Consider the following 21,705-nt stretch of genomic DNA (forward strand, 5'->3'; position numbering starts at 1 on the left):
TCATTCCCTATTCTCCCGACGGCACAACCCTGCTGCAGCGTCTGCTCCCCTGAGCAGCTATCTTAAGCAAAAGCAGCGGACTTCCGGGGGTGCCGGAATCCGCTGCTTTGCGTTTATGTAAGGCTTGACCTTTATTTCATCCTTTTCGGGTTTATTTTTCGTTGACAAGCGTCATGCCAAGCTGTATAGCCTCCTCATTCATCGACAGCAGGTGATGATGACGCTCGGGAAGCGTCTTCTTCAATCCGCGCATCACGGCGTCGAGAGGCACAAGGTCGCGTATGCCGAGTAGTGCGCCAAGCACCACCATGTTGTAGGCCTTGCTGTTGCCCATGTCAAATGTCGCGTCCATCGCCTTTATCTCGTGTACGGTGATGTCGCCGCGTTGGGGTGCGCGGTGTATGCCGTAGGAGTCATATATCAGCAGTCCGCCGGGCTTCACCTTAGGCTCAAACTTGTCGAGGCTCTGCTGGTTAAGCACCACGGCTATGTCGTAGCTGTCGAGCACGGGCGAGCTTATGGGAGTGTCGCTGAGTATCACGGTCACATTGGCCGTACCGCCGCGTTGTTCCGGGCCGTAGGCCGGCATCCAGCTCACCTCAAGGTCGTTCATTAAAGCGGCGTAGGCAAGTATCTTGCCCATCGACAGCACACCCTGTCCGCCAAATCCGGCTATGATTATCTCTTCCTTCATTTCTTCACTGTGTTTTTAAGGTCGCCCAGCGGGTAGTGGGCAAACATGTTTTCTTCCATCCACACATTGGCTTCGTGAGGAGTCATCTTCCATCCCGAGCTGCATGTGCTCACAATCTCCACCACCGAGGTGCCGAGGCCCTCCATCGAGTTGCGGAACGCCTGCTTCAGCGCGGCCTTGGTCTTGCGCACATTGGCCGGGGTGTGCACCGACTGGCGGGTGACATAGCATGTACCCTCCAGCATGGCGAATATGGGGCCTATCTTCAGCGGATAGCCGTTAAGGTCAACGCGGCGGCCGTAGGGGGTGGTCGATGTCTTCATACCCTCAAGCGTGGTGGGCGCCATCTGACCGCCCGTCATGCCGTATATGCCGTTGTTGATGAATATGATCGTGATGTTTTCGCCTCGGTTGGCAGCGTGAATCGACTCGCAGGTTCCTATTGCGGCGAGATCGCCGTCGCCCTGATAGGTAAAAACCATGCGGTCGGGCGACAGTCGCTTAACGGCAGTCGCAATTGCCGGAGCGCGGCCGTGGGCGGCCTCGATCCAGTCGATGTCGACATAATTGTAAGCAAACACGGCGCATCCCACCGGTGCGATTCCTATCGTCTTGTCCTCAAGGCCCATCTCATCCACAATCTCGGCAATCAGCTTGTGCACAACGCCGTGGCTGCATCCGGGGCAGTAGTGCATGTGGTTGTCGTTGAGCAGGCGAGGCTTGGTGTAGACCTTGTTCTCAGGTTTGATTATATCTTTGATATCCATTGTCGTTTAGTCGGTAACAGCATTATTGACTATTGTTTATTGGCCTCGGGAAAATAGTTGAAGAACGCGTCGACAACCTCCTGCGGATTGGGAACGATGCCGCCAAGACGGCCGTAGTGGTACACGGGCACCGAGTCGTGGCATGCGAGGCGCACATCCTCTATCATCTGGCCGGCGTTTATCTCCACCACGAGGATTCCCTTGACGCGCGAAGCAAGCCGCTTGATCTCATCGGTGGGGAACGGCCACAGCGTTATCGGGCGAAGCAGTCCTATCTTCACTCCTTGTGCGCGGGCTTCCTCGACACACTTCTGACAGATGCGGGCGATTGAGCCGAAGGCCACAATCAGGTAATCGGCATCGTCGGTGTCGTAGCTTTGGAAGCGTACTTCGTTCTCCTCGATTATGCGGTACTTGGCCTGCAGACGGTTGTTGATCTCCTCCATCACGGCAGGGTCGAGCTCGAGGGTTGTCATCACGTTGCGCGAGCGGGTCGACGGCTTGCCGGTCACCGCCCAGGGACACTGCTCGGCTATCTCGGCGTCGGTGCGGCGCTTGCGCTGCGGAGGCAGCACCACCTTCTCCATCATCTGGCCCACGATTCCGTCGGCAAGAATGATTGAGGGAGTCCTGTACTTGAACGCCAGGTCAAATCCGAGTCCCACGAAATCGGCCATCTCCTGCACCGATGAAGGGGCAAGAGTTATGAGCTTGTAGTCGCCGTGGCCGCCGCCCTTGGTAGCCTGGAAATAGTCGGCTTGCGAAGGCTGTATGGTGCCGAGTCCCGGGCCGCCGCGCATCACGTTGATGATGAGTGCGGGCAGCTCGCCGGCGGCTATATAGCTTATACCCTCCTGCTTCAGGCTTACGCCGGGCGAAGAGGATGAGGTGAAAACGGCCTTGCCACAGGCGGCACCGCCATACACCATGTTGATGGCCGCGATTTCGCTCTCGGCCTGAAGCACAACCATGCCGGTTGACTCCCAGGGCATCAGCTCCTCGAGGGTTTCAAGGATTTCGCTCTGCGGCGTAATGGGATAGCCGAAGTAACCGTCGGCTCCGTATCTAATTGCGGCATGGGCTATAGCCTCATTGCCTTTCATCAATTTTATATCTTCTTTCATAATTTATATGATACCACGATTGGTCATCTATTTTATTTTGTAACCACACGGTACACCTCGATGCACCCGTCGGGACAGACAACTGCACAGCTCGAGCATCCTATACAGGCTTGCTCGTTGGCCATGTAGGCAAAATGATAACCACGGTTGTTTACTTCCTTTGACTGGAGAGCCAAAACATCGGCAGGACAGGCCATGACGCACAGGTTGCAGCCCTTGCAACGCTCCTCATTTATTACCACCGCCCCTTGAACTTTTGCCATATATGTATGATTTAGTTGAAAATGCGTCAGCAAATATAAGAATTTATTCCATTGCTTAGCAAATTTTAACAAAACCTTAACCTATGGCACATTATATGGAAAAATGTGCCATAAAGGCCTGTGACATTATAAATTACACCGATTTAAAGCATCATTGTGAAAAAAGTAGCAGTATAACGGTCGACAGACCAACAATTTGCAATAAAAGGGAGTGCTATATCAAATAATTCTGACATAATGTCCCGGAAATGAACTGCGACGGCGCGGTACCGGCTCGGGCATTCCCGACGCCACATAAAGCCCTATGGCACGAGTCATGAGGATGTCGTCATGGTGGCCTGGCTTCGCCGCGAATCGTCCCGACTGCCGGCACTCGTAGACGGCCAGTTCGTCACACGCATCGACATCGCGCTCCACATAGGCATCGTCGCGCACCACACCTATGAGATGATTTATGACGATGCTCTTGGTCGAGCGGTTGGTGTGAAATCCCACGCGAAGCTCCTCGCCGCCTCGCACGCTGTCGAGCAGCGGACGACGGTAGAGATTGGGGTAGACATGATTCAGCTCCGACAACATGTAGAGCGAGTGCTCGCCGTCGGTGTTTTCGGTTTCAAGAGTGTTGCTCTCAATCACCAACAGGGCCGAGTCATACCACTGCGCTATTGATGCGGCACGCCATGTGAGCAGGTCGTGGTCGATGTGTCCGCGCCACTGTGCGGCAATCTCCGGCTTGCCCGACGCACCCATGCGGTCGATCACGGCGATGACCGAGAAGTCGCTTGCAGCCGAGCGGCCTCCGATGTCAACCGCCACGACATATCGGTTGTTCCAACGCGACATCCCGTTGTCGGGGAAATGCCACACCTTGAGCGGCCCGCGTGAGTCGGCGACAAAGCGCACACCCTCCAGCGCATCGAATCCTTTGAGCGAGAGAGCTGTCACATCGCCCACGGCCACGGGCGGCAGGCATCGCTCGCGCAGACGGCTCACAAGGTCGATGCCAAACACACCGTAGCCGGTGTTGGCAAATGCCTCCACATCGTCTAAAGGATACTCGGCGGCCATCAGTTCGCGCGACGGGTACTCACGGCGCTTGTCGTGATACCACTGAATCTGCTCCAGCGTGCATCCGTCGTCCCACAGCTTGCGCTCGTAGTCGTCCATCGCCTCCCACAGCGCAGCGGCATCACGCACCTCGTCGGCGTAGATGTCGATTTCGGTCCACGGCACAAACACGGCGGCCTTGTCGCTCTCGCCGCGCACCGAGCGCAGCCACTCGGCATGGAAATAGTTGCCCACACCGTTGGCCGTGCTTTCAAGTACGATGAGGGTGAGCGGAGCACGCGCTATGCCTCCGCACACGGCACGGATGAACCCCTCGGGCGAACGCATGGCGGTATCGGGCCAGAAAGCCACCTCGCTGAGATGAGCCATCGCGTAGTCGGAACCGCGCACGGCCTCCTGTCCCTCGCTTGATCCAACGGTGACACGGCAGTCACGCCCCGAGATGACACGGGTGTTGATCGACCGCTCGTAGGGCCGGAACTGCGGAGGCGACTCTTCGGCCCAATAGTCCTGCGGATAGCAGGCAAGCATCTTGGTGTACATGCCCCTGATGGATGCGGCAGTGTCCTTGACATGGGCGCAGATGAGCGAGTGCCAGTTGCGGCACTGTGTACATTGAATCCATGCCATATACATCTGCACAAGCGTGGATCCGCCCCACTGACGTGCCTTGAGCATAATCAGCCTCAACGGTCGACCGGCAAGGCGCTGCTCTTCGAGCACCCCAAGCACGCGACGCTGCGGACGATTAAGCACGAATGGCACATCGCGCCCCGTGAGCTTGTCCTTAATCTTGACGCACTTGGCAGCCCAATACTCAAAGTCGTAGAGCGAGCGCAGTTTCACCCATCCCACGGCATCGCCCGACGCGGCAATGTAGCAGCGGTCGTCGAGCATGGCCTCAGGCACCAGTTCCGGCAAATGAGAGTCGGGACTGTCAACTTCACTGCGCACGCCGAGGCAACCGACACCTCTAATCGGGTCGTAATCGACAACGCGACTGCGGTTGCGACGCACGTTCTCGCGCAGGATTTCGTCAATATTTACGTTTCCCATCATTGAAATCCACTAAAAAACGGGCAACCAAAGCACCGGGGTCAACGCTACCCTCTAAGCTTACAGTGAGGAAACGGCGCGCCGGCCCGAGAATGCGGCGAGTGACGACATTCCACACAGGGGCTTCAAAATCGACCGACAAAAGGTTGTGGGGATGTCCCGATCCATTGTCGCCCGACAGCTTTACGTTCAACTTGCCACGACCGGCCGACATGACACACGACAGCCGTGAACAGTGACGCAATGCATACGGCTCAGGCAGCTCGACACGCGAACGCAACGCCACATCGACCTCGCCGACACTCTCGACCGAGGCATCGAGCAATGCAGTGCCGGTGGTAAGATAAAGGCGACTGCCCGACGAAAGCATCGACTGCGGAACGACTCCCTTGCGCACATACCACAACGAACGCGGATTCATGATGCTGACGGTGCCGTCGGCCGCGACATGCCACAACTCGCCACGCGACACGCTCCAGGCCACGGCATCGCCGCCGCAAGAGCGCACAACGGTTTGGGCCCGCGAACCGGTGACTTTCAGCAGGTCGCCTGAGGCCACGGCATATACTCCCTCGGGTGAAAAAGCCACACAGTCGCGCGACATCACACACCGGCTGTCGATGATGTGGGCCGAGGCGAGCGACATAGAGGAGTTCACCGCCACGGCATATATTCCCGACGAGGTGAATGCGTAGAGATGACGGCGAGCGAAATCCCATGCACTCGACGACCCTGAGGCGGCGGTAAGAGCCGTAACAGCGCCCTGCGACACGGGAAGCTGCGACAGCGGAGCAAGCGGAGAGGAGGCCGAAGCGGCAACAATCAATCCGGGACGGCGCGAGCTGACACGCTCCATTACGGGCGATATGACTTCGTGAGCCGTGGAGTTGTCCTCAACCGCAACGGGGGTACAGTCGACAGCCGATGAACAGGCCACCGTGCCGTCAGGGCCGGGAGCAAGCATGAAAGTGCGGGTAAACACGATGCCGTCGGTGCGGGTGATGCGAACCTCCATCTTCGTTGCATCGGGGTGGGGATAGGCCATCACAGGCCATAGCGAAGCGGGTGCGTTGTCATCGCCACCCGAGGAGCGCGAAATAATCTCCTTGCGACCGTCGCGTGAGGTTATCGTGACACGAGTCACCGCATTCCATCCCACACCGCCCGTGGTCGATGCGGCAAGCAGGTCGGCTCCCGAGGGCAAGGCGTGAACGGGGGTTATGTCACCCCATACCGCCATGTCGCCCACAAGTGCGGCGGAACCGGCCGTAAATGTGTGAGGAAGCGATAGCTCAAAGGGAGGAGTTTCGGGAATGGACTTTACGGCAAGAGCAATCTGCACCGAGCGGCCATCGTAGGGCACATTGTATTTGTAGGACCAAGGGAGAGGAACAAGAGTGCCGCCCTCGGGGGCTATTCCGCCCTTGAATGGATTGGTATAGCGGGCGGCCACCTTGGCAATCAGGTCAAAGCGTTCAAAAGCACGCTGAACCATCGAGGGATATTCGCCGACGAGAGGCATCCTGACTGAAAAGGGACGAATCGAGCCGTCGGGAGAGCCAAGTGAAACACGGGCCGACTCGGAGCGGCGCACAGGGTCGAGCGGTGGAGTGACGAGCAGTTCGAGAGCAACAGCCTTGTCGGCCCACGGCGAATCAACAACGGCGGGCGAACGCAATGCAAGTCGGAAACCGGTGAGTGAAATGTCAACCCCGCTGCTCATCGACATGTTGCCGCCGCTTGTGTAGAGCCTTGCGTTAAGCGGCTTCACGATTTCAAAGCCTCGTGGCGAAACGAGAACCGGGGTGGATCGATACAACACGGCACCATCGTCGCCGATTATGCGATAGGCAGCGAGGACGGGATGCACGTAGTAGTCCTGTGAGAGAGCCGAATTGCTCAAACGGTCGTAGGACTCCATGAGCAGACGGTTGAGCATGCGACTGTCGCCGGGCTGCATAGTCATGCCGGCCGGCGAGTATTCGTCGTCAAAATCGAGAAATCCCGAGGTTTCACGGAACTCACGTTCATTGGCTATTTCGATTCCTACGGCAGGGAAATCGGGATTCAATCCCAATTCGCGCCACTGCTCCGAAATCATGTCGTAACAGGCTCTCCAAGGGCCTTCATGGGTCATGACAATCAACATGGGGCCGTCGACAACGGCACAGTCAGGCACCGAAGGGAGTGTGGCGATTTTGGTCACACGGCCTCCACGGACAGCCGAAAGTGCAAGTCCATCAACGATGAAGAGGGTTTCGGTGCCGTCGTCGTGTCTAAATGAGGTGAGCAACGACCCGGGGAGCTCGACGACGGTCGAGGGCATGCCTACGGGATTGAGGATTCCGTTGTTTTCGCGGAGGTTAATCACGGAGTTGTCGGGGTCGGCGAAAGCTGAGAGCTTGGCCGGAATGGTTAGACAGGAGTCTTTCATAGTTTTACGGATTAAAAATTTTTTCTGCAAATATAATATCAGGGAAGTGCGGATTTCACCCCATAATGTCGCGAAGCGATGGTTTGGTCTAAATTGGGTGTTATAGGATGGAGCGTTTTATTGGGCAGTTAACGCAGCCCTCTTTTTTTGTGCATCTTATACCCGTGCTGCGGCCGCCGTTAGGCGGCCGCAGCACGGGTATAACATTATTAAGCTGCTCTGCAGCTTTTGCGCTAACGCGGGGATTTGCCGGTGGGTGTGCGCCCTGCGCTGCGCGGGGCGAAAGCGTGGGCATTTGCGGGAGGGGTGAAAGCATGGGTTGGCGAGGTTGCGGGGATTTGAGAGGGTGGGAAAAAGGAGGCGGGGGCGGCCGATTGGCCGTCCCCGCCGGTAGGGTGTGGGAGAGTGAGTGTTTAGACTACGTCTTCGTCGGCGACTGCGTCTTCCCAGTTGGTCCACATTTCAACTGATTCGTCGTATCCGTCGTAACCGTAGTTCTGACGGAGGGGCGCTCCGAAGTTGGCAGTGATCACGGAGTTGGGAACGGGCCAGAAGAGGTTGCGCTTGTCGAGCTGGTAGTTGAGGATTACCTTTGACACAATCTGACCATGGTTGAAGAGGCTGTAGCGAGTGCAGCGCTTGAACCAGTAGCTACCTCCCGAGAGGTCGGTGCCGCTCTGCTTGTCCCAAGTGTTGAGGTCGTAGGTTTCGCCCCATTCGTCGGGCTGTCCGCTGCGTGCAAGACACCATGAGATGCGGGTCATTTCGGGCTGGCGCCACTCTTCGAGGTATAGCTCGCGAGCGCGTTCGTCGAGGATGTCGCCTATAGTTACGGTGGTGAACATCTTCTTGGCGTTGGCGCGTGCGCGCACCTTGTTTACATCCTGAGCTGCTCCTGAGGCGTTGCCCTGATAGAAGCGTGCTTCGGCGCGGAGGAGGTAGGTTTCGGCAAGGCGGAAGAGGTACATGTTGCCATTAGAGCAGTTGGCACCTTTGGTGGCACCGTTGAACTGGTCGGCTCCCATGTTGCCTGATGCGCTCTGGTCGAGGACATAGATCTTATACAAGGGAATGGGATACCAGCTGCGGATTGTGTCCTTGCAAAGGAGCTGACCTGCAGCGACAACGAGCTCGCCCTTGTCGTTGTAGTAGTCCTCATCGGCATAGAGGCGCATGTTCTCGCCCTTGAAGTCGGAGTTGGGACGGTTGTAGCGGATGTCGGTCATTTCAACCCAGTTACCCATCTGACGGTTGTGACGGAGGTCCTGCTCGTCGAGCTCGCCGTCGTACATCCACAACTCGCGGTTGTAGTACTTGGATGTGCGGAAGCAACCGATGCCACGGCCGAGTACGCGGAGCCAGTCGAGATTGTCGTCATACTCGGAGCGGTTGCGTGCGAAGTTGTAGGTGGGCGAACCGAGTCCGTGGGGGTCGAGGATGTCGCCGTTGGACCAGTGTACTTCGGTGGCACGCATTGTGGGGTAGTAGGTGAAGTTCTGAGCGTTGAAGTTGAGGATGGGGAGGATGGTTTCGGTGTTGGCGGGTATTGCCACGTTTTCACCGCGATGGAGGTCCCAAACTACGTTACGCGATACTTCCCAAGTGTTGGGGTTGCCTGAGGGCACGAATGTACCGAAGGGCTGCTCCATGAGGGCGAGTCCGTGGTTCTCGATGAGGTCGGTTGCCATGGCTTCGGCCTTGGCGTATTCACCTACCGTGAGGTAGCACTTAATGAGAAGCTGCATACATGCTTCCTGGTTTACTTCGCCATAGTTGGGCATATCCTTCATCGAGGGCACATGCTTAACAGCAAACTCGAGGTCGTGAACAAGCATCTCGAAGATGGCCTGCTTGCTGGTCGACTTGTAGTTCTGCTTGGGCACCTGGATGATCTTGGTAATCAAGGGTATGTCGCCAAAGAGGAGCACCATGTGATAGTACTTGTAGGCGCGGTGGAAGTAGGCGCGGCCCTTGTAGGCGTCGCGGGTTACCTCGTCGAGCGATGTTACACCGTCGATATAGGTCAACACGGTGTTGGCATACTTGATACCGTCGCAAGAGCGGTTGTAGAATCCAATCATTGAGTTGGAGTCGCCGTGAGTTGCCATACCGGAGGTGGGTGTAATCTTGTTGGCGATATCGTCCATTATACCGCCGCCGGCATCGGTCTTGGCATACAGGCCTATATCAGACATGAAATAGGTGGATGCGATGGGGAGCATGTTGCCGTTACCGTCCATGAGCATTTCCTTGTAGGACAAGTCGCAGCGGGCGAGCGCCGACTTAAGTCCGGCCTCGGTGTTGTAGGTTGTCGTGGGCTCATAGAACGACAGGGGGTCCTGCTCCAGGAATGAGTCGGAGCAACCGGCAAGCGCAGTCAATGAGGCGACACCGGCCAAGCACTTGATTATGTTGTTGTTTATGAATTTCATGTTGTTGCTTTATTGATAAAATGTTTATCTAAGTTACTGTAGTCGGGATTAAAGTGTGATGTTAAGGCCGAAGTTGAACTTACGGGTTGCAAGGCCGCCTGTTTCGGGGTCGCCATACTCCCATCCTGAGATAGTGCAAACGTTGTTGCAGCTTGCGGTGATGCGGAGTTTCTCGATAGCCCACTGGCGAGTCCACTTCTGAGGAATTGTGTAACCGACAGTTATGTTGTCAAGACGAACGAAGTTGCGGTTGTAGAGCTTGCTTACGCCTCCTGAAAGACCGGTGTTGGGACCCTTTGCCTCAAGACGACCGTAGTCGTTGGTGGGGTTGTCGGGAGTCCAGTACTTCTTGGCGGGCACGTTGAAACCGTTGGTGACAACCGAACCTCCGTTGTCGCTGTTGAGCCAGTATCCGGCAAGGCTTTTGTGGCCCATGTAGGAGTAGAGCGAGAAGGAGATTGTGAGGTCGTTCCAGAGGGTGAACTCGTTGCGCATGTTCCAGTAGATGGGAGGAGCGGTAGTGCCGAGGTAAACCTTATCGTTGTCGTTGTAAACGGGGATGCGGGTTCCGTCGTCGAGGATCTTGTCGTCGTCGGTGTAGTTGTTCTTAACCTTGATATCACCGGGTACCTGACCTACGAGTGCGGCGGCAGCGATGTCCTCGGGAGTGTTCTGCCAAACGCCGTCGGTTTCGTAGTACCAGATTTCACCGATAGGATGGTTGATGTACCAGCCGTTGGAAGTGTCGTCGCGCTCAACACCGTTCTCGTCGTAGTCGTAGTAGAGGTGCTTGATGCGGTTCTTGTTGTAGGAGAAGCCTACAGAGGTGTTCCACACGAAGTCGCGGTTCTTGATGTTGGTCGAGTTGAGCGAGAACTCAAAACCGGTGTTCTGCACTTCACCGAGGTTGGCAGCGATAGAGCTGAATCCGGTGAACGAGGGCAGACGCTGCGACATGATCATGTCCTTGGTAATCTTGTGGTAGAAGTCGAGGCTACCGGTGAGTCGGTAGTTCAGAATCGAGAAGTCAAGACCGACATTGTAGGCGTGAGTCTTTTCCCAAACGAGGTCGGGAGCACCGAGTCGGCTCATAGAAAGGGTGTTGACGATGACGGGCTTTCCGCTCTTGTCGAGGTAGGCCATGGGGCTTCCGAGAGTAAGGTTGGCAAGGGTCTTGTAGACATCGCCAAACTCGCGGTTACCGTTGGTACCCCAAGAGAGGCGCAGCTTGGCATTGTCGAGCCAGTCGCGGGTATTCTCCATGAATTTTTCCTCGGAGAAGTTCCAACCAAGACCAACCGAACCGAAGTTACCCCAAGGATGGTTGGCACCGAATCCCGAGTAACCGTCGCGACGGAATGTACCGGTGATCATGTAGCGGTTGTCGTAGCTGTAGAATACGCGACCGAGATAAGATGCTGCGGTGTAGTGGCTGTCGTAGGTGCTGAAGGAGCTTTGTTCCTTGTTGCCGCCGGCAGTGTAGTGGAATCCGAGCACATCGGTGGGGGTGATGTTGCGGGCGTAGATGTTGTCGCTCCAGTACTTGTGGTCCTCAGCTTCCTGAACGAGTGTCACAGTAAAGCGGTGGATGTCGGCGATTGTGCGGTCCCAGATAAGGGTGTTGTTGAGGTTCCAGTCGAAGTTCTTGGAGTTGCTTCGGTTGACACCTCGGTCGGCAGGCGATGCTCCGGGGAGGTCGGCCGACATGTGGTAGTAGTCGTGATACCACTGCATGCGCGGGGTGATGTTGAACTGATAGGAGAATCCAAGGGGAAGGTTGACCTTCACGTTGAAGATTGAGTTCAACACGGTGTAACCGCGGTCGAGGTCGTAGTACTGATTGTCGAAGAAGTAGTTGTAACCGGCACCGTTGGCAGCAAAACCTGTCATAGGATACTGGTTGTAGCTACCGTCCTCGGTGTACATGCCTGCGTAGGGAGAGTTGCGGAGCATGTTGGCGTCCCAGTAGTTGGAGCCGAGCGATACCTGCATGTCGCCGTCGGAACGGTTCTGGAAGTTAACCTGTGCTCCTACTTCGAGCCAGTCGGTAACCTGGGAGTGCAACTTCAAGCTTGCACGGAAAGCGTCGTAGTCGTTACCACGTACAACACCTTCATTTTTCATGTAACCGATAGACATGTAGTAGTTGACGCGCTCCGAAGCACCCGAGATGCTTGCATTGTAGTCCTGGTTAAGACCGGTGCGGAACACGGCGTCGTTCCAGTCGTAGTAGTTGCCAGCGAGGAAGTTGGACATCATCAAGGGCGCGTTGTCCATAGACATACGGCGGGCGTAGAGTTCCAGTGCCGATTCACCTGCAGCAGCACCGAAACCGGCTGCGCCGATATTGGTCATCCAAGCCGATTGCTCGGCATCGCTCAGGCGAGAGGGATTGTCGAAGTAGCCTTTGGGATATAGGATGGGCTTGCCTTCGGCCTTGGTGTCGCGTGCATTGTAGTAGCCGTAGAGGCCGTCTTCGCCGATTCCGTAGGTGTAGTACATCTTGTACCAGTCCTCACGGTAGGTTTCCCAGTTTGTGCGGTCGAAGAAGTCGCGATAGGCCGACTTGGTGTTTACGGCGAGGTTGGCGCTCACGTTGATCACGGGCTTTCCTTCCTTACCTTTCTTGGTGGTGATGATGATTACACCGGCGGCAGCCTTGGCACCATAGATGGCGGCTGAAGAGGCATCCTTGAGGACATCGATCTGCGCGATGTCGTCGGGATTGATTTCAGAAAGCTCACCGTAGAATGCCATACCGTCGAGGACAATCATAGGGCTTGCATTGGTACCGAGGGAGTTCTGTCCGCGCAACTGGATGGAAGCGCTCTGACCCTTGGCCGATGCGTCGTAACCAATCTGCAGACCGGCAGTACCTCTCAGCAGGTCTTGCACTGAACCGGGATTGGTGTCGGCAATTTTTTCAGGATTGATTTGCACAACAGAACCTGTAAGGTCCTTCTTACGCATTGTACCATAACCAACTACAACGACCTCGTCGAGAATCTGAGAGTCCTCTTTCATCTCTATCTTGATGTTGTTTTGGTCAGTAATAGGCAGTTCGACAGTAACATATCCGATGTAGGATACCTGCAGGACATCGCCTTTTGACACATTTAAGGCAAACTGACCATTGATGTCGGTCATAACACCATTGTTAGGATCACTCTTGACTTTCACGGTAGCACCTATCAGAGGGTCCCCAAGTTCGTCCAGCACTTCTCCCTTTAGAGAGTACTGTTGCGCACTAAGGCTTACAATTCCAAAGAGAAGGAATGTCAGCCACGTAATGAATCGATGTTTTTTCATTGGCAATTAATAATTACTATATTTAACTAAATGCTTCTTGTAAATTTTACAATCCCCTTTACAATCTTTTTCACCTTAGAAATAGTATTCATAGTACGTTTCCTTACACGACAAGAGCGTTTAAAAAGCTTGTCGAAAACCTGTTTCGGATAGTTCCGATTGCCTGTTAACTCTTAAATATTGTCAAATCAATTTTTGCATCTCTTACCAAGAGATACTTAAATCTGCCGCAAAGATAGTTATTCTTTTTGAAAACAATACATTTTCACCAAAAAAAATATAAATAATTTTTTCGATTTTAATATTGTTTTATCAAATTGTTGATTTTGTATATCCTTAATCTATTGGAATATAGCCATGTGATGGGCTAAAGTATCTCTTGGTAAGAGATTTTTATCTGTTTATATTAAAACATGACAGAGGGGACTTATTGTAAAAAGTAAGATAAGCTTAACGTATCGTTTATCCCTAATAATGACGCATATACTATGGCGTCGAGCGCAACCTGATTAGCGCGATTTCTATACATTATCTATTTTTGAATTTGGGCGACTATGCGGCCTTTCCACGGGTGGGCCTACGGGAGTCCTTTCTACGGGTGGGTCTGTGGTCAACCCGTGGTTAAGTGCAAGGAATGCCTGGTGGCATAATGCAGGGTTGCGGGGATTTGCGGGTGGAGCGCGCCCTGCGCTGCGCGGGGCGAAAGCGGGGCATTTGCGGGTTGCATATCTGTATTGGAGGGTGGATTGGTGCAGAGAAGTCGAAACTCATAAAATTAAGGAGTATTAGGAGCGGAGGTGTTTTTTGAGGTGGTTGAGAATGGGCTTGAAGGTGTAGTGGGTTTATGGATGTGTTGATGGGTGGCCGATTAGGGGAATGGCTTTGCTTATGCTTTTAGGGATGCGTTTATTTGATATTTTTGTGCCTATCAATGATGCGACTTGTTGTGCGAGGGAGTGTAATGTGCTGTGGATTAAGGGTATATACAAGAAGCGGGATGCGCCGAGGCGCATCCCGCTTCGTTATGGGTTGGTTGGGGTGTTACAGCTTGATGGTGTACATTATGAGGCTGTGGGCGGGAACTTCCACGGTCATTTTCTTGCTTACCTTCACATCTTCCTTTACAGGGCTGACGGGGCGCTTGTCGTAGTTGTTCTCGTCGTCCAGGCTGCCGCTCAGGATTGTCTTTACGGCATTGGGCTTAACTGAGAAGCGTGACAGGTCGATATTTACCGACTTGGGCGCATCGGTCATGTTGGCCAACTTGACATAGAGCTCGCGCTTGTTGACATTCAGAATTACCGACTGTCCCAGGAGATGGTTCTTGAACTCGTCGTCGCCATCGGCAAACTTCACGCAGTCGCCGTAGAAGTACTGACCGCTCGACTGTCCGAACATCTGCTGTACGTAGTAGCTGCAGGTGAGGAAGGGGCGTTCGTTGTCGAAGTAAATCAGGTTGGGGTTCCAGTTGGTGTTGTGCTTGTAGGCAAACAGAGGCGCGTAGGAGGTCATCACCACCTTGTCGGCGTTGCGCTCGACATGCATCAGGTAGATGGCCTCGGCAAGTGCGTCGCCCCACTGGTTCTTCTCGCCGTGACTGTGGTCCTTCACGCTGTATTCGCCGAGATATACCTTGCACTTCTTGTCCTTGTAGAAGTCGCTGTCGTACTGGCGGGAATCGATGTACTGCTGACGGGGGTCGTAATAGTGCTCGTCGATGATGGGAAGGCCGATTTCTTCAGCCAGCTTCCAAGAGTTCTCGTAGTCGGGATTTCCGGGATGTGAGCCGGGGCCGGCAGTACCCACGATTACAATTTCGGGGTGCTTCTCCATTATCTTGTTGTACATATACTTGAAGCGCTCGGCAAATTCGGGGGTGATCTTTTCTTCGTTACCGATGCCGAGATACTTCAGGTTGAAGGGCTCGGGATGGCCTGCAGCGGCACGTACGGCACCCCACTTGGTGTCGACATCGCCGTTGGCCCACTCGATGAGGTCAAGGGCATCCTGTACCCACTCGTCCATATCCTCCATAGCAACTACTTCCTGAGCCTGGTTCTTCATGCCCCAGCCACCGTTTACGCCCTGACAGCTTACACCGCACGGCAGAATGGGAAGGGGCTGCATGCCCATGTCCTCACATAGCTGGAAATACTCGAAGTAGCCGATGTCCATGCTCTGGTTGTAGCCCCAAGTGTTCTTGAGTGACTTGCGGGTTTCCTTGGGGCCGACTGTGGTCTTCCAACGATAGGTGTCCCAGAATCCATCGCCACCGCCATGAACCACACAACCGCCGGGGAATCGCATGAAGCGGGGATTCAGGCCTTCCAAAGCTTCGGCCAAATCCTTGCGTATGCCATGTCCGTGGTAAGTGTCTTGGGGTACGAGGCTTACCATGTCGATGTCCAATTCACCTTTCTCAAGCATGAGTATCTGCAGGTCGGCATCGGGGCAGTTCTCCGAGGGAGTGAGTACGGCAGTGTACTTCTGCCACTCCTTGTCATATACATTGATGGTGGTTTCGGCGAGTACCTTGGGCTTGCGGCCGGGGGTTGCCAATACGATGCGCACGGGCTTTGCCTTGCCGCTGACATTGCGCATGAAGATGCTGAAGTCGTACTTTTCACCGGCCTTCACGTTCATGCCGTTGAAGCCGTTGTTCATCAGGCCTACTCCGGTCCATCCGTCGTAATCCTCGTAGTGACCGATGCGCTCGGCATAGATGCGCATATAGGTGGGATTGTTGGCATGGATGGGATTCTGATGACCGTCAACGATGTAACCGGCTGAGTGACCGGGACGGAGGAAGCGCCAAGAGGTGCCGGGTCCCCATCCGTCGCGAACCATTGGGCTGTACTCGAAAGAGCCGTTCTGAACCAGGTTGGCGTTCAAGCCGCCATCGGCTGAGTAGCTGATGTCCTCAAAGAAGATACCAATCAGTTCGTCGCTGATCGGCTTGCCGCCTTGAGGGGCTGTCATGGGCTTTTGTGCCGAAGCTGCCACGGATAAGGCTACAGCCAGGGCTCCCATTGAAAGATGTTTGATGTTCATTGTGTAATGATATGGTTAAGTTAATGGTAATTTATTAAATATGTTATCAAATTTAGCTAAAAATCCCGAGATTTTAAGGATTATGTGAAAATGAAGGCGTTTTTAACAAAGTTTTAGACCAAGTTATCCAATATTCGTTAATGCTTGGGAGCGGAGGTGCTTCTTGAGGCGGTTGGCCATGGGCTTGAATGTGTAGTAGGTCATGCCGGCGTTGATGGGTGCGCCGATTAGGGGAAGTGCTTTGCCGATGCCTTTGGCGAGGCTTTCCTTTGATATTTTTATGCCTATCCATGATGCGACTTGCCGTACGACGGAGTAGAATGCGCTGTGGGTGACGAGTTTTTCGGGGATGTTGCGGATGAGCTGGTCGGATAGTTTGGCGAGGATTGCGTTGATGGCCTTGCCGGCTTCCTTGCAGCCCATGGCTACGCCTACGAATAGCGTGAGCACCTGGAGGGTCGCGTCGTCGATTTCACCTTTTTTGTCACGGATGTCGGGCCAACCGTAGATGTACATCAGCTTCTGGCTCAGGGCGAGTATGTTGCCGTAGAATTGCGCGAGATCGGCGGGAATGGCCAGTGCGAGTCCGAGTCCGCCGGGCACTCCGGCAACGGCGGCAATAGAGCAGGCAACGGTAGTCTGGTAGTTGATGCAGCCGGCGGCTACGTGATCGAGGGTTTCGATGGGGATGAGGTTGTAGGTTTTTTCTTCGCTGGAGATTATTTTCTCGATTGTCGCGGGCGCACAGTAGTGTCCGAGCTCTTTCTCAAGGAACTCGGCTCGTGACACTTTCACCACGTTCAGCCGCATGGCGGCTCGTAGGGTCTTGCCCCATATCTTTACAGCATCCATCATTACTATAACAAATTAAACAGGAAGTTTATTGCATAAAAAAGCGACGAGGCCGTAGATGAAAAACGCTGTGCCATTAATTAATGACACAGCGTTGTGTTGTTTTAGAACTTGGAGTGGTAAATTTAGTTTTTGAGCTTGTCGGCAAGGGAGTGGGCGGCGTTGGCTGTGGAGTCGAGTGCGTTGGCGGCAATGTCCTTCACATGGTCGAGAATGTTTCCGCTCTTTTCAGCTACCTGGTCCTTGAGGTCGCCCAGCTTGTCGGAAGCCTGCGATGTTAGGTCGGCGGCTTTGTCCTTGAGGTCGCCCAGCTTGTCGGAAGCCTGATCCTTGAGGTCGCCCAGCTTGTCGGCGGCAGCGCCCTTAATATCGTTTATCTTATCGGCAGCAGCGTCTTTTGCGTCATTGATTTTGTCGGCGGCAGCGTCCTTGATGCCTGCGGCGGCATCCTTTGTTGCTTCAGCAGCGGCTTCGGCACTCACCTTTGCCGCATCGACACTTACATGGGCCGCGTTTTTTGATATTTCAGCGGCCTGCTTTGAAAGGTTTTCCTTATTCAGTTCCATAATCGAGAGTTTTTAAGAGTTTCAGCTATGTAAACACATCGGATTATGGCAAAGTTGATGCTTATAGCAATTGTTAACTTAGATGCACATTCATTTAGAGCCGGTTCAAATATTGGGGTGCGGGGTCTAAATGGGTATTGAGTAGTTGTGTTTCACCTCCGACATGACGAAGATCGACTCCACCGAGCCAAGCGACTCGATGGCGCCAAGCTTGTTGAGGAGGAAGTCACGATAGTCGCTCATGGAGGGTGCGTAAATTTTGAGCAGATAGTCGCAGGCTCCCGACACGTTGTAGCACTCGGTGACCTCGGGCATTGCCATGATGCGTGACATGAAGTCGTTGGCAATGTCGCGGTTGATGTGACGCAGCTTCACCTGACAGAACACGACAAATCCCTGTCCGAGCTTGTCGGCATCAAGGACTGTGACATAACGGCGTATGTAGCCTTGCGACTCAAGGCGACGGAGCCGCTCGAATACCGGGGTGGGAGAGCGGTGAACACGCATGGCTATCTGTCGCACGGTGAGTCGTGCGTCACTTTGCAATGCACGAAGGATGTCGAGGTCGACATTGTCGATGGATTCGGTGGGTGTCATGATGATTTATTCTGTTTTTCGGGCCGACGGGGCGGCATAGGAAACATATTTCAATGTTTTGAGGTCAAAATTAGTCATTTATTCCAAAGTAATGCGGTTTTATTGAATAAAAAATCGGCCGCATGTAAATTTGCAGCATAAACAATAACTAAAAATTGATACAACAATGGCTTTAGACAGAAACAGACTACACTTTGAAACTCTTCAGCTTCATGTGGGACAGGAAACACCCGATTCTTCAACAGGAGCACGCGCAGTACCGATATATCAGACGACATCCTACGTATTTGAAAATTCGGCGCAGGCCGAGGCGAGGTTTGCCCTTCAGGACGCAGGCAACATCTACGGCCGGCTCACCAACAGCACCCAGGAGGTACTTGAAAAGCGCATCGCTGCACTTGAAGGCGGTGTTGCCGCACTGGCTGTGGCAAGCGGAGCCGCCGCAATAACCTACGCGCTGCTCAACATAACGCGCAGCGGCGACCACATCGTAGCGGCCAAGACAATCTACGGAGGCAGTTACAATCTTCTCGACCACACACTGCCCTCCTACGGGGTGACGACGACATTTGTCGATCCGAGCGATGTCGGCAACTTCGAGAAGGCGATAACTCCCGCCACCAAGGCGATATTCATAGAAACGCTCGGAAATCCGAATTCCAACATCATCGACATAGAGGCCGTAGCTGAGGCGGCTCACCGTAACGGCATCCCGCTTATTGTCGACAACACATTTGCCACACCCTATCTTGTGAGGCCAATCGAGCTCGGCGCCGACATAGTGGTTCACTCGGCAACCAAATTCTTGGGCGGTCACGGTACATCGCTGGGAGGCGTGATTGTCGATTCGGGACGATTTGACTGGAAGGCTTCGGGCAAGTTCCCGCAGCTTACCGAGCCCGAGCCGTCGTATCACGGTGTGCGCTTCATCGATGCGGCCGGAGCGGCAGCCTTCGTGACGCGTGTGCGTGCGGTGCTGTTGCGTGACACCGGCGCTACGATAAGCCCCTTTAATGCTTTCCTGTTGCTGCAAGGTGTGGAAACATTGTCGCTGAGAGTCGAGCGTCACAGTGAAAATGCGCGCAAGGTGGTGGAGTATCTTGCCTCACATCCCAAGGTGAAGCGTGTCAATCACCCGATGCTTGCCGGACATCCCGACCATGAGCTTTACAAAAGGTATTTTCCCGAGGGAGGAGGCTCGATATTCACATTTGAACTCGACGGCGGAAAGGAGGCGGCTCACCGCTTCATCGACTCACTGGAGATATTCTCGCTGCTTGCCAATGTGGCCGATGCCAAGAGCCTTGTAATACATCCGGCATCGACGACACATTCGCAGCTCAACGAGGAGCAGCTCGCCGAGCAGGGAATAACCCCCGGCACAGTGAGGGTGTCGATAGGGACGGAGCATGCCGACGATCTGATAGCCGACATAGCTCAGGCACTCGAGCAGGTGTGACACGACATTGACAGCTTGAATATCTATTATACGGCGAAAGCGCCGGGCCTCCGCGGCTCGACGCTTTCTTTCAATTGAAACGATTTTAAAAGTGGAGAAAAATTGTATCTATTGATTATTATGATTTTTTACCCCAATAAGTTTTGTCGGCGGTAACACCGGCATATACGATTGTGGCTTTTCTCTCCTCGGATTCCCAATCACACTCGCGCTGGATGTATAGCTCCACGCCGTTGATTGTGAGAATCTGATTCTCGGCATCGTATTCCCAGTCGCTGCCTTCCCAGGGCCCAGAAGCAACCTTGTGGTCGGCGGTCAGCACCATGGGAGCGGCTTCCTTCTGAGTACCGTAGGCGTAGCTGAGGTCGATGTGCTCCCAAGTTCCGAGAAGTTCCTCGGTGGTGATGGGAACATCGGGCACTGCACCGTAACGCTCGGGCATCACGAGGGGCCAGCCGTCGTTGGTCCAGCGAATCTTGCGCACGTGACCAGTCATGAGAGCGTTGCTGAACTCATTGCCGTTGACACCTGCGGGGAGTCGGCCCTGAGAAGCGTAGTACCAGTTGCCGTTTCCGTCATCGAACACAGCGCAGTGGGCGATACCTACCCAGCCGTTGCTGTTGCTGAACTTGTAGGGATGGGTTACTACGGGGAGTGCATCGCCACCGGTATTGGTGACATCGGTTCCGTCGATGCCTACGTAGGGACCTGTGATTGAAGTAGAGCGAACGACACGAGTGTTATAGGCAACATCGAGAGCGTCGTAAGCGAGGAAGAGGTAGTAGTAGCCGTCGCGATAGATGATTTCGGGACCTTCGGAAGCCTGCCAGCGGTTGCCCATCTGGCGGGTTGCGATGAGTTGACCGTAGTTGGCGATCGCGGCATCGTCGTCACCCCAGGGGTTGCCGAGTGCGTTTAAGGGCATTCCGGTAGCGGCATCAACCTGCACTGCTGCGATACCCGAGTTCCAAGAACCGTAGATGAGCCAGTGCTCACCGTTGTCGGCGATGATGTAGGACGGGTCGATGGCGTTCCACTTGTAGTAGCAGTTGGCCCAGTCGTTGGGGGCGATGTTGAAGTTGAGGCCCTTGTCGGAAGCGTTGGTAATTACATATCCTTTGTCGACCCAACCGTCGTTGTTGGCGGGATCGCTGTTCTCCATCATACCGATGAACGAGCGTTCGCCCCAAGAGTTGTCGCCATTAAGGGTGCCGGGGCACACGATAGAGTAGTACATGCGGTAGAGGCCGTTGTTGACGCGGCGCACCACGGGAGCCCAGTAGCCGAAGTCGTTCACATCGGGAGTAACTGCGGGGAGTCCCATAGCCTCACGAATCTCGTTGAGCTTGGGGATTACCCATCCGGGGAGTTCCGACATTGTACCGCCGAGGTATTCCCAGTTGATGAGATCCTTGGAGCGGCGAGCGTGGAAGTGTCCGCCTGCAACGTGTGCGTTACCGTAGGAAGCGTCGGTCTGATACATGTAGTAGTAACCGTCGTCGGCTTTCACAACGCTGGGGTCGTGAACGTTGGCGAGGTTCCACTTGTCGCGCTGGTCCCAACCGGAGAGGTCGACATAGTAGTCGGGGTGCTGAGGGCCGCGATAGGCAGCGAGCTGCTCGTCCATAGTGCCTTCGGCAGTGGTTACTTCAAATTCCTGAGAGTAGACGGCGTGACCTTTGTATTCGCTCACGAAGGCCTTCACGTAGTAGGTAGTGTTGGGCACGAGATCCATGAGAGTTGCAGTGACAACGTTGTCGTTGACTTCGCCCTTGATTACCGTACCGTAGATGGTGGGGTTGGGCTTCAGGCTGTAGCAGTAGCCTGCGTTGGTGTAGACAGCATTGGCGCGAGTGTCGAAGTTGGTGCTTAGAGCAATGTAGGTGGCTCCTACCTCGGTAGCTTCGGGCATTGCCACGGCCACGTTCTCGCCATCGACAAATACTACATCGTCATCGTCGTTGCAGGCGCCCATGAACAGGGCGACTGCTGACAATGTGCTATATAGCAATATTTTGGTTAGTTTCATTTTG

At 54.4% G+C, this 21,705-nt stretch carries 14 protein-coding genes; 1 reads left to right on the forward strand and 13 read right to left on the reverse strand.

The window, feature by feature from the left end; translation table 11 throughout:
* Positions 1-151 precede the first annotated feature (151 nt).
* From E5354_RS04665 to E5354_RS04720, 12 genes are all read right to left on the reverse strand, one after another.
* Positions 152-694, reverse strand: coding sequence for a 2-oxoacid:acceptor oxidoreductase family protein (locus E5354_RS04665; protein ID WP_123395429.1), 543 nt, complete (start codon positions 692-694; stop codon positions 152-154).
* Positions 691-1,461, reverse strand: coding sequence for a thiamine pyrophosphate-dependent enzyme (locus E5354_RS04670; RefSeq protein WP_135946611.1), 771 nt, complete (start codon positions 1,459-1,461; stop codon positions 691-693). The genes E5354_RS04665 and E5354_RS04670 overlap by 4 nt, the downstream gene beginning before the upstream one ends.
* A 29-nt stretch (positions 1,462-1,490) precedes the next feature.
* Complete coding sequence (locus tag E5354_RS04675; RefSeq protein WP_135946612.1) at positions 1,491-2,585, reverse strand: 3-methyl-2-oxobutanoate dehydrogenase subunit VorB; 1,095 nt, start codon at positions 2,583-2,585, stop codon at positions 1,491-1,493.
* 32 nt (positions 2,586-2,617) lie between these two features.
* The gene (locus E5354_RS04680) at positions 2,618-2,848 is read right to left on the reverse strand and encodes a ferredoxin family protein (RefSeq protein ID WP_123395432.1); all 231 of its coding nucleotides are present in this window, start codon (positions 2,846-2,848) and stop codon (positions 2,618-2,620) included.
* A 219-nt stretch (positions 2,849-3,067) separates the two neighbouring features.
* Positions 3,068-4,975 (reverse strand): hypothetical protein, encoded by a 1,908-nt coding sequence (locus E5354_RS04685; RefSeq protein WP_168353825.1) that lies wholly within the window; start codon positions 4,973-4,975, stop codon positions 3,068-3,070.
* Positions 4,953-7,406: a hypothetical protein gene (locus E5354_RS04690; RefSeq protein WP_135946614.1), complete on the reverse strand. Its 2,454-nt coding sequence runs from the start codon at positions 7,404-7,406 to the stop codon at positions 4,953-4,955. Before E5354_RS04690 ends, E5354_RS04685 begins: the two co-directional genes overlap by 23 nt.
* A gap of 413 nt (positions 7,407-7,819) precedes the next feature.
* Positions 7,820-9,838 (reverse strand): RagB/SusD family nutrient uptake outer membrane protein, encoded by a 2,019-nt coding sequence (locus E5354_RS04695; protein WP_135946615.1) that lies wholly within the window; start codon positions 9,836-9,838, stop codon positions 7,820-7,822.
* Positions 9,839-9,886: 48 nt separating this feature from the next.
* Positions 9,887-13,147, reverse strand: coding sequence for a SusC/RagA family TonB-linked outer membrane protein (locus E5354_RS04700; RefSeq protein WP_135946616.1), 3,261 nt, complete (start codon positions 13,145-13,147; stop codon positions 9,887-9,889).
* A 1,041-nt stretch (positions 13,148-14,188) separates the two neighbouring features.
* The gene (locus tag E5354_RS04705; RefSeq protein WP_135946617.1) at positions 14,189-16,198 is read right to left on the reverse strand and encodes an alpha-L-arabinofuranosidase C-terminal domain-containing protein; all 2,010 of its coding nucleotides are present in this window, start codon (positions 16,196-16,198) and stop codon (positions 14,189-14,191) included.
* A 123-nt stretch (positions 16,199-16,321) separates the two neighbouring features.
* Positions 16,322-17,053 (reverse strand): hypothetical protein, encoded by a 732-nt coding sequence (locus E5354_RS04710; RefSeq protein WP_135946618.1) that lies wholly within the window; start codon positions 17,051-17,053, stop codon positions 16,322-16,324.
* 122 nt (positions 17,054-17,175) lie between these two features.
* Positions 17,176-17,616, reverse strand: coding sequence for a YtxH domain-containing protein (locus E5354_RS04715; RefSeq protein WP_135946619.1), 441 nt, complete (start codon positions 17,614-17,616; stop codon positions 17,176-17,178).
* Between the two features lie 126 nt (positions 17,617-17,742).
* Positions 17,743-18,213, reverse strand: a complete 471-nt coding sequence (locus E5354_RS04720) for an Lrp/AsnC family transcriptional regulator (RefSeq protein WP_135946620.1) — start codon at positions 18,211-18,213, stop codon at positions 17,743-17,745.
* Positions 18,214-18,379: 166 nt separating this feature from the next.
* Between E5354_RS04720 and E5354_RS04725 the strand changes: the two genes are divergently transcribed.
* Positions 18,380-19,672 carry an O-acetylhomoserine aminocarboxypropyltransferase/cysteine synthase family protein gene (locus E5354_RS04725; protein ID WP_135946621.1) on the forward strand — a complete coding sequence of 431 codons (1,293 nt, stop codon included), beginning with the start codon at positions 18,380-18,382 and terminating at the stop codon, positions 19,670-19,672.
* A gap of 118 nt (positions 19,673-19,790) precedes the next feature.
* Here E5354_RS04725 and E5354_RS04730 read toward each other — a convergent pair whose 3' ends face one another.
* Positions 19,791-21,701 carry an arabinan endo-1,5-alpha-L-arabinosidase gene (locus tag E5354_RS04730; RefSeq protein WP_123395440.1) on the reverse strand — a complete coding sequence of 637 codons (1,911 nt, stop codon included), beginning with the start codon at positions 21,699-21,701 and terminating at the stop codon, positions 19,791-19,793.
* Positions 21,702-21,705 lie beyond the last annotated feature (4 nt).

Origin of the sequence: Muribaculum sp. NM65_B17, from assembly GCF_004793735.1 — a bacterium.
GTDB classification, from domain to species: domain Bacteria; phylum Bacteroidota; class Bacteroidia; order Bacteroidales; family Muribaculaceae; genus Muribaculum; species Muribaculum gordoncarteri.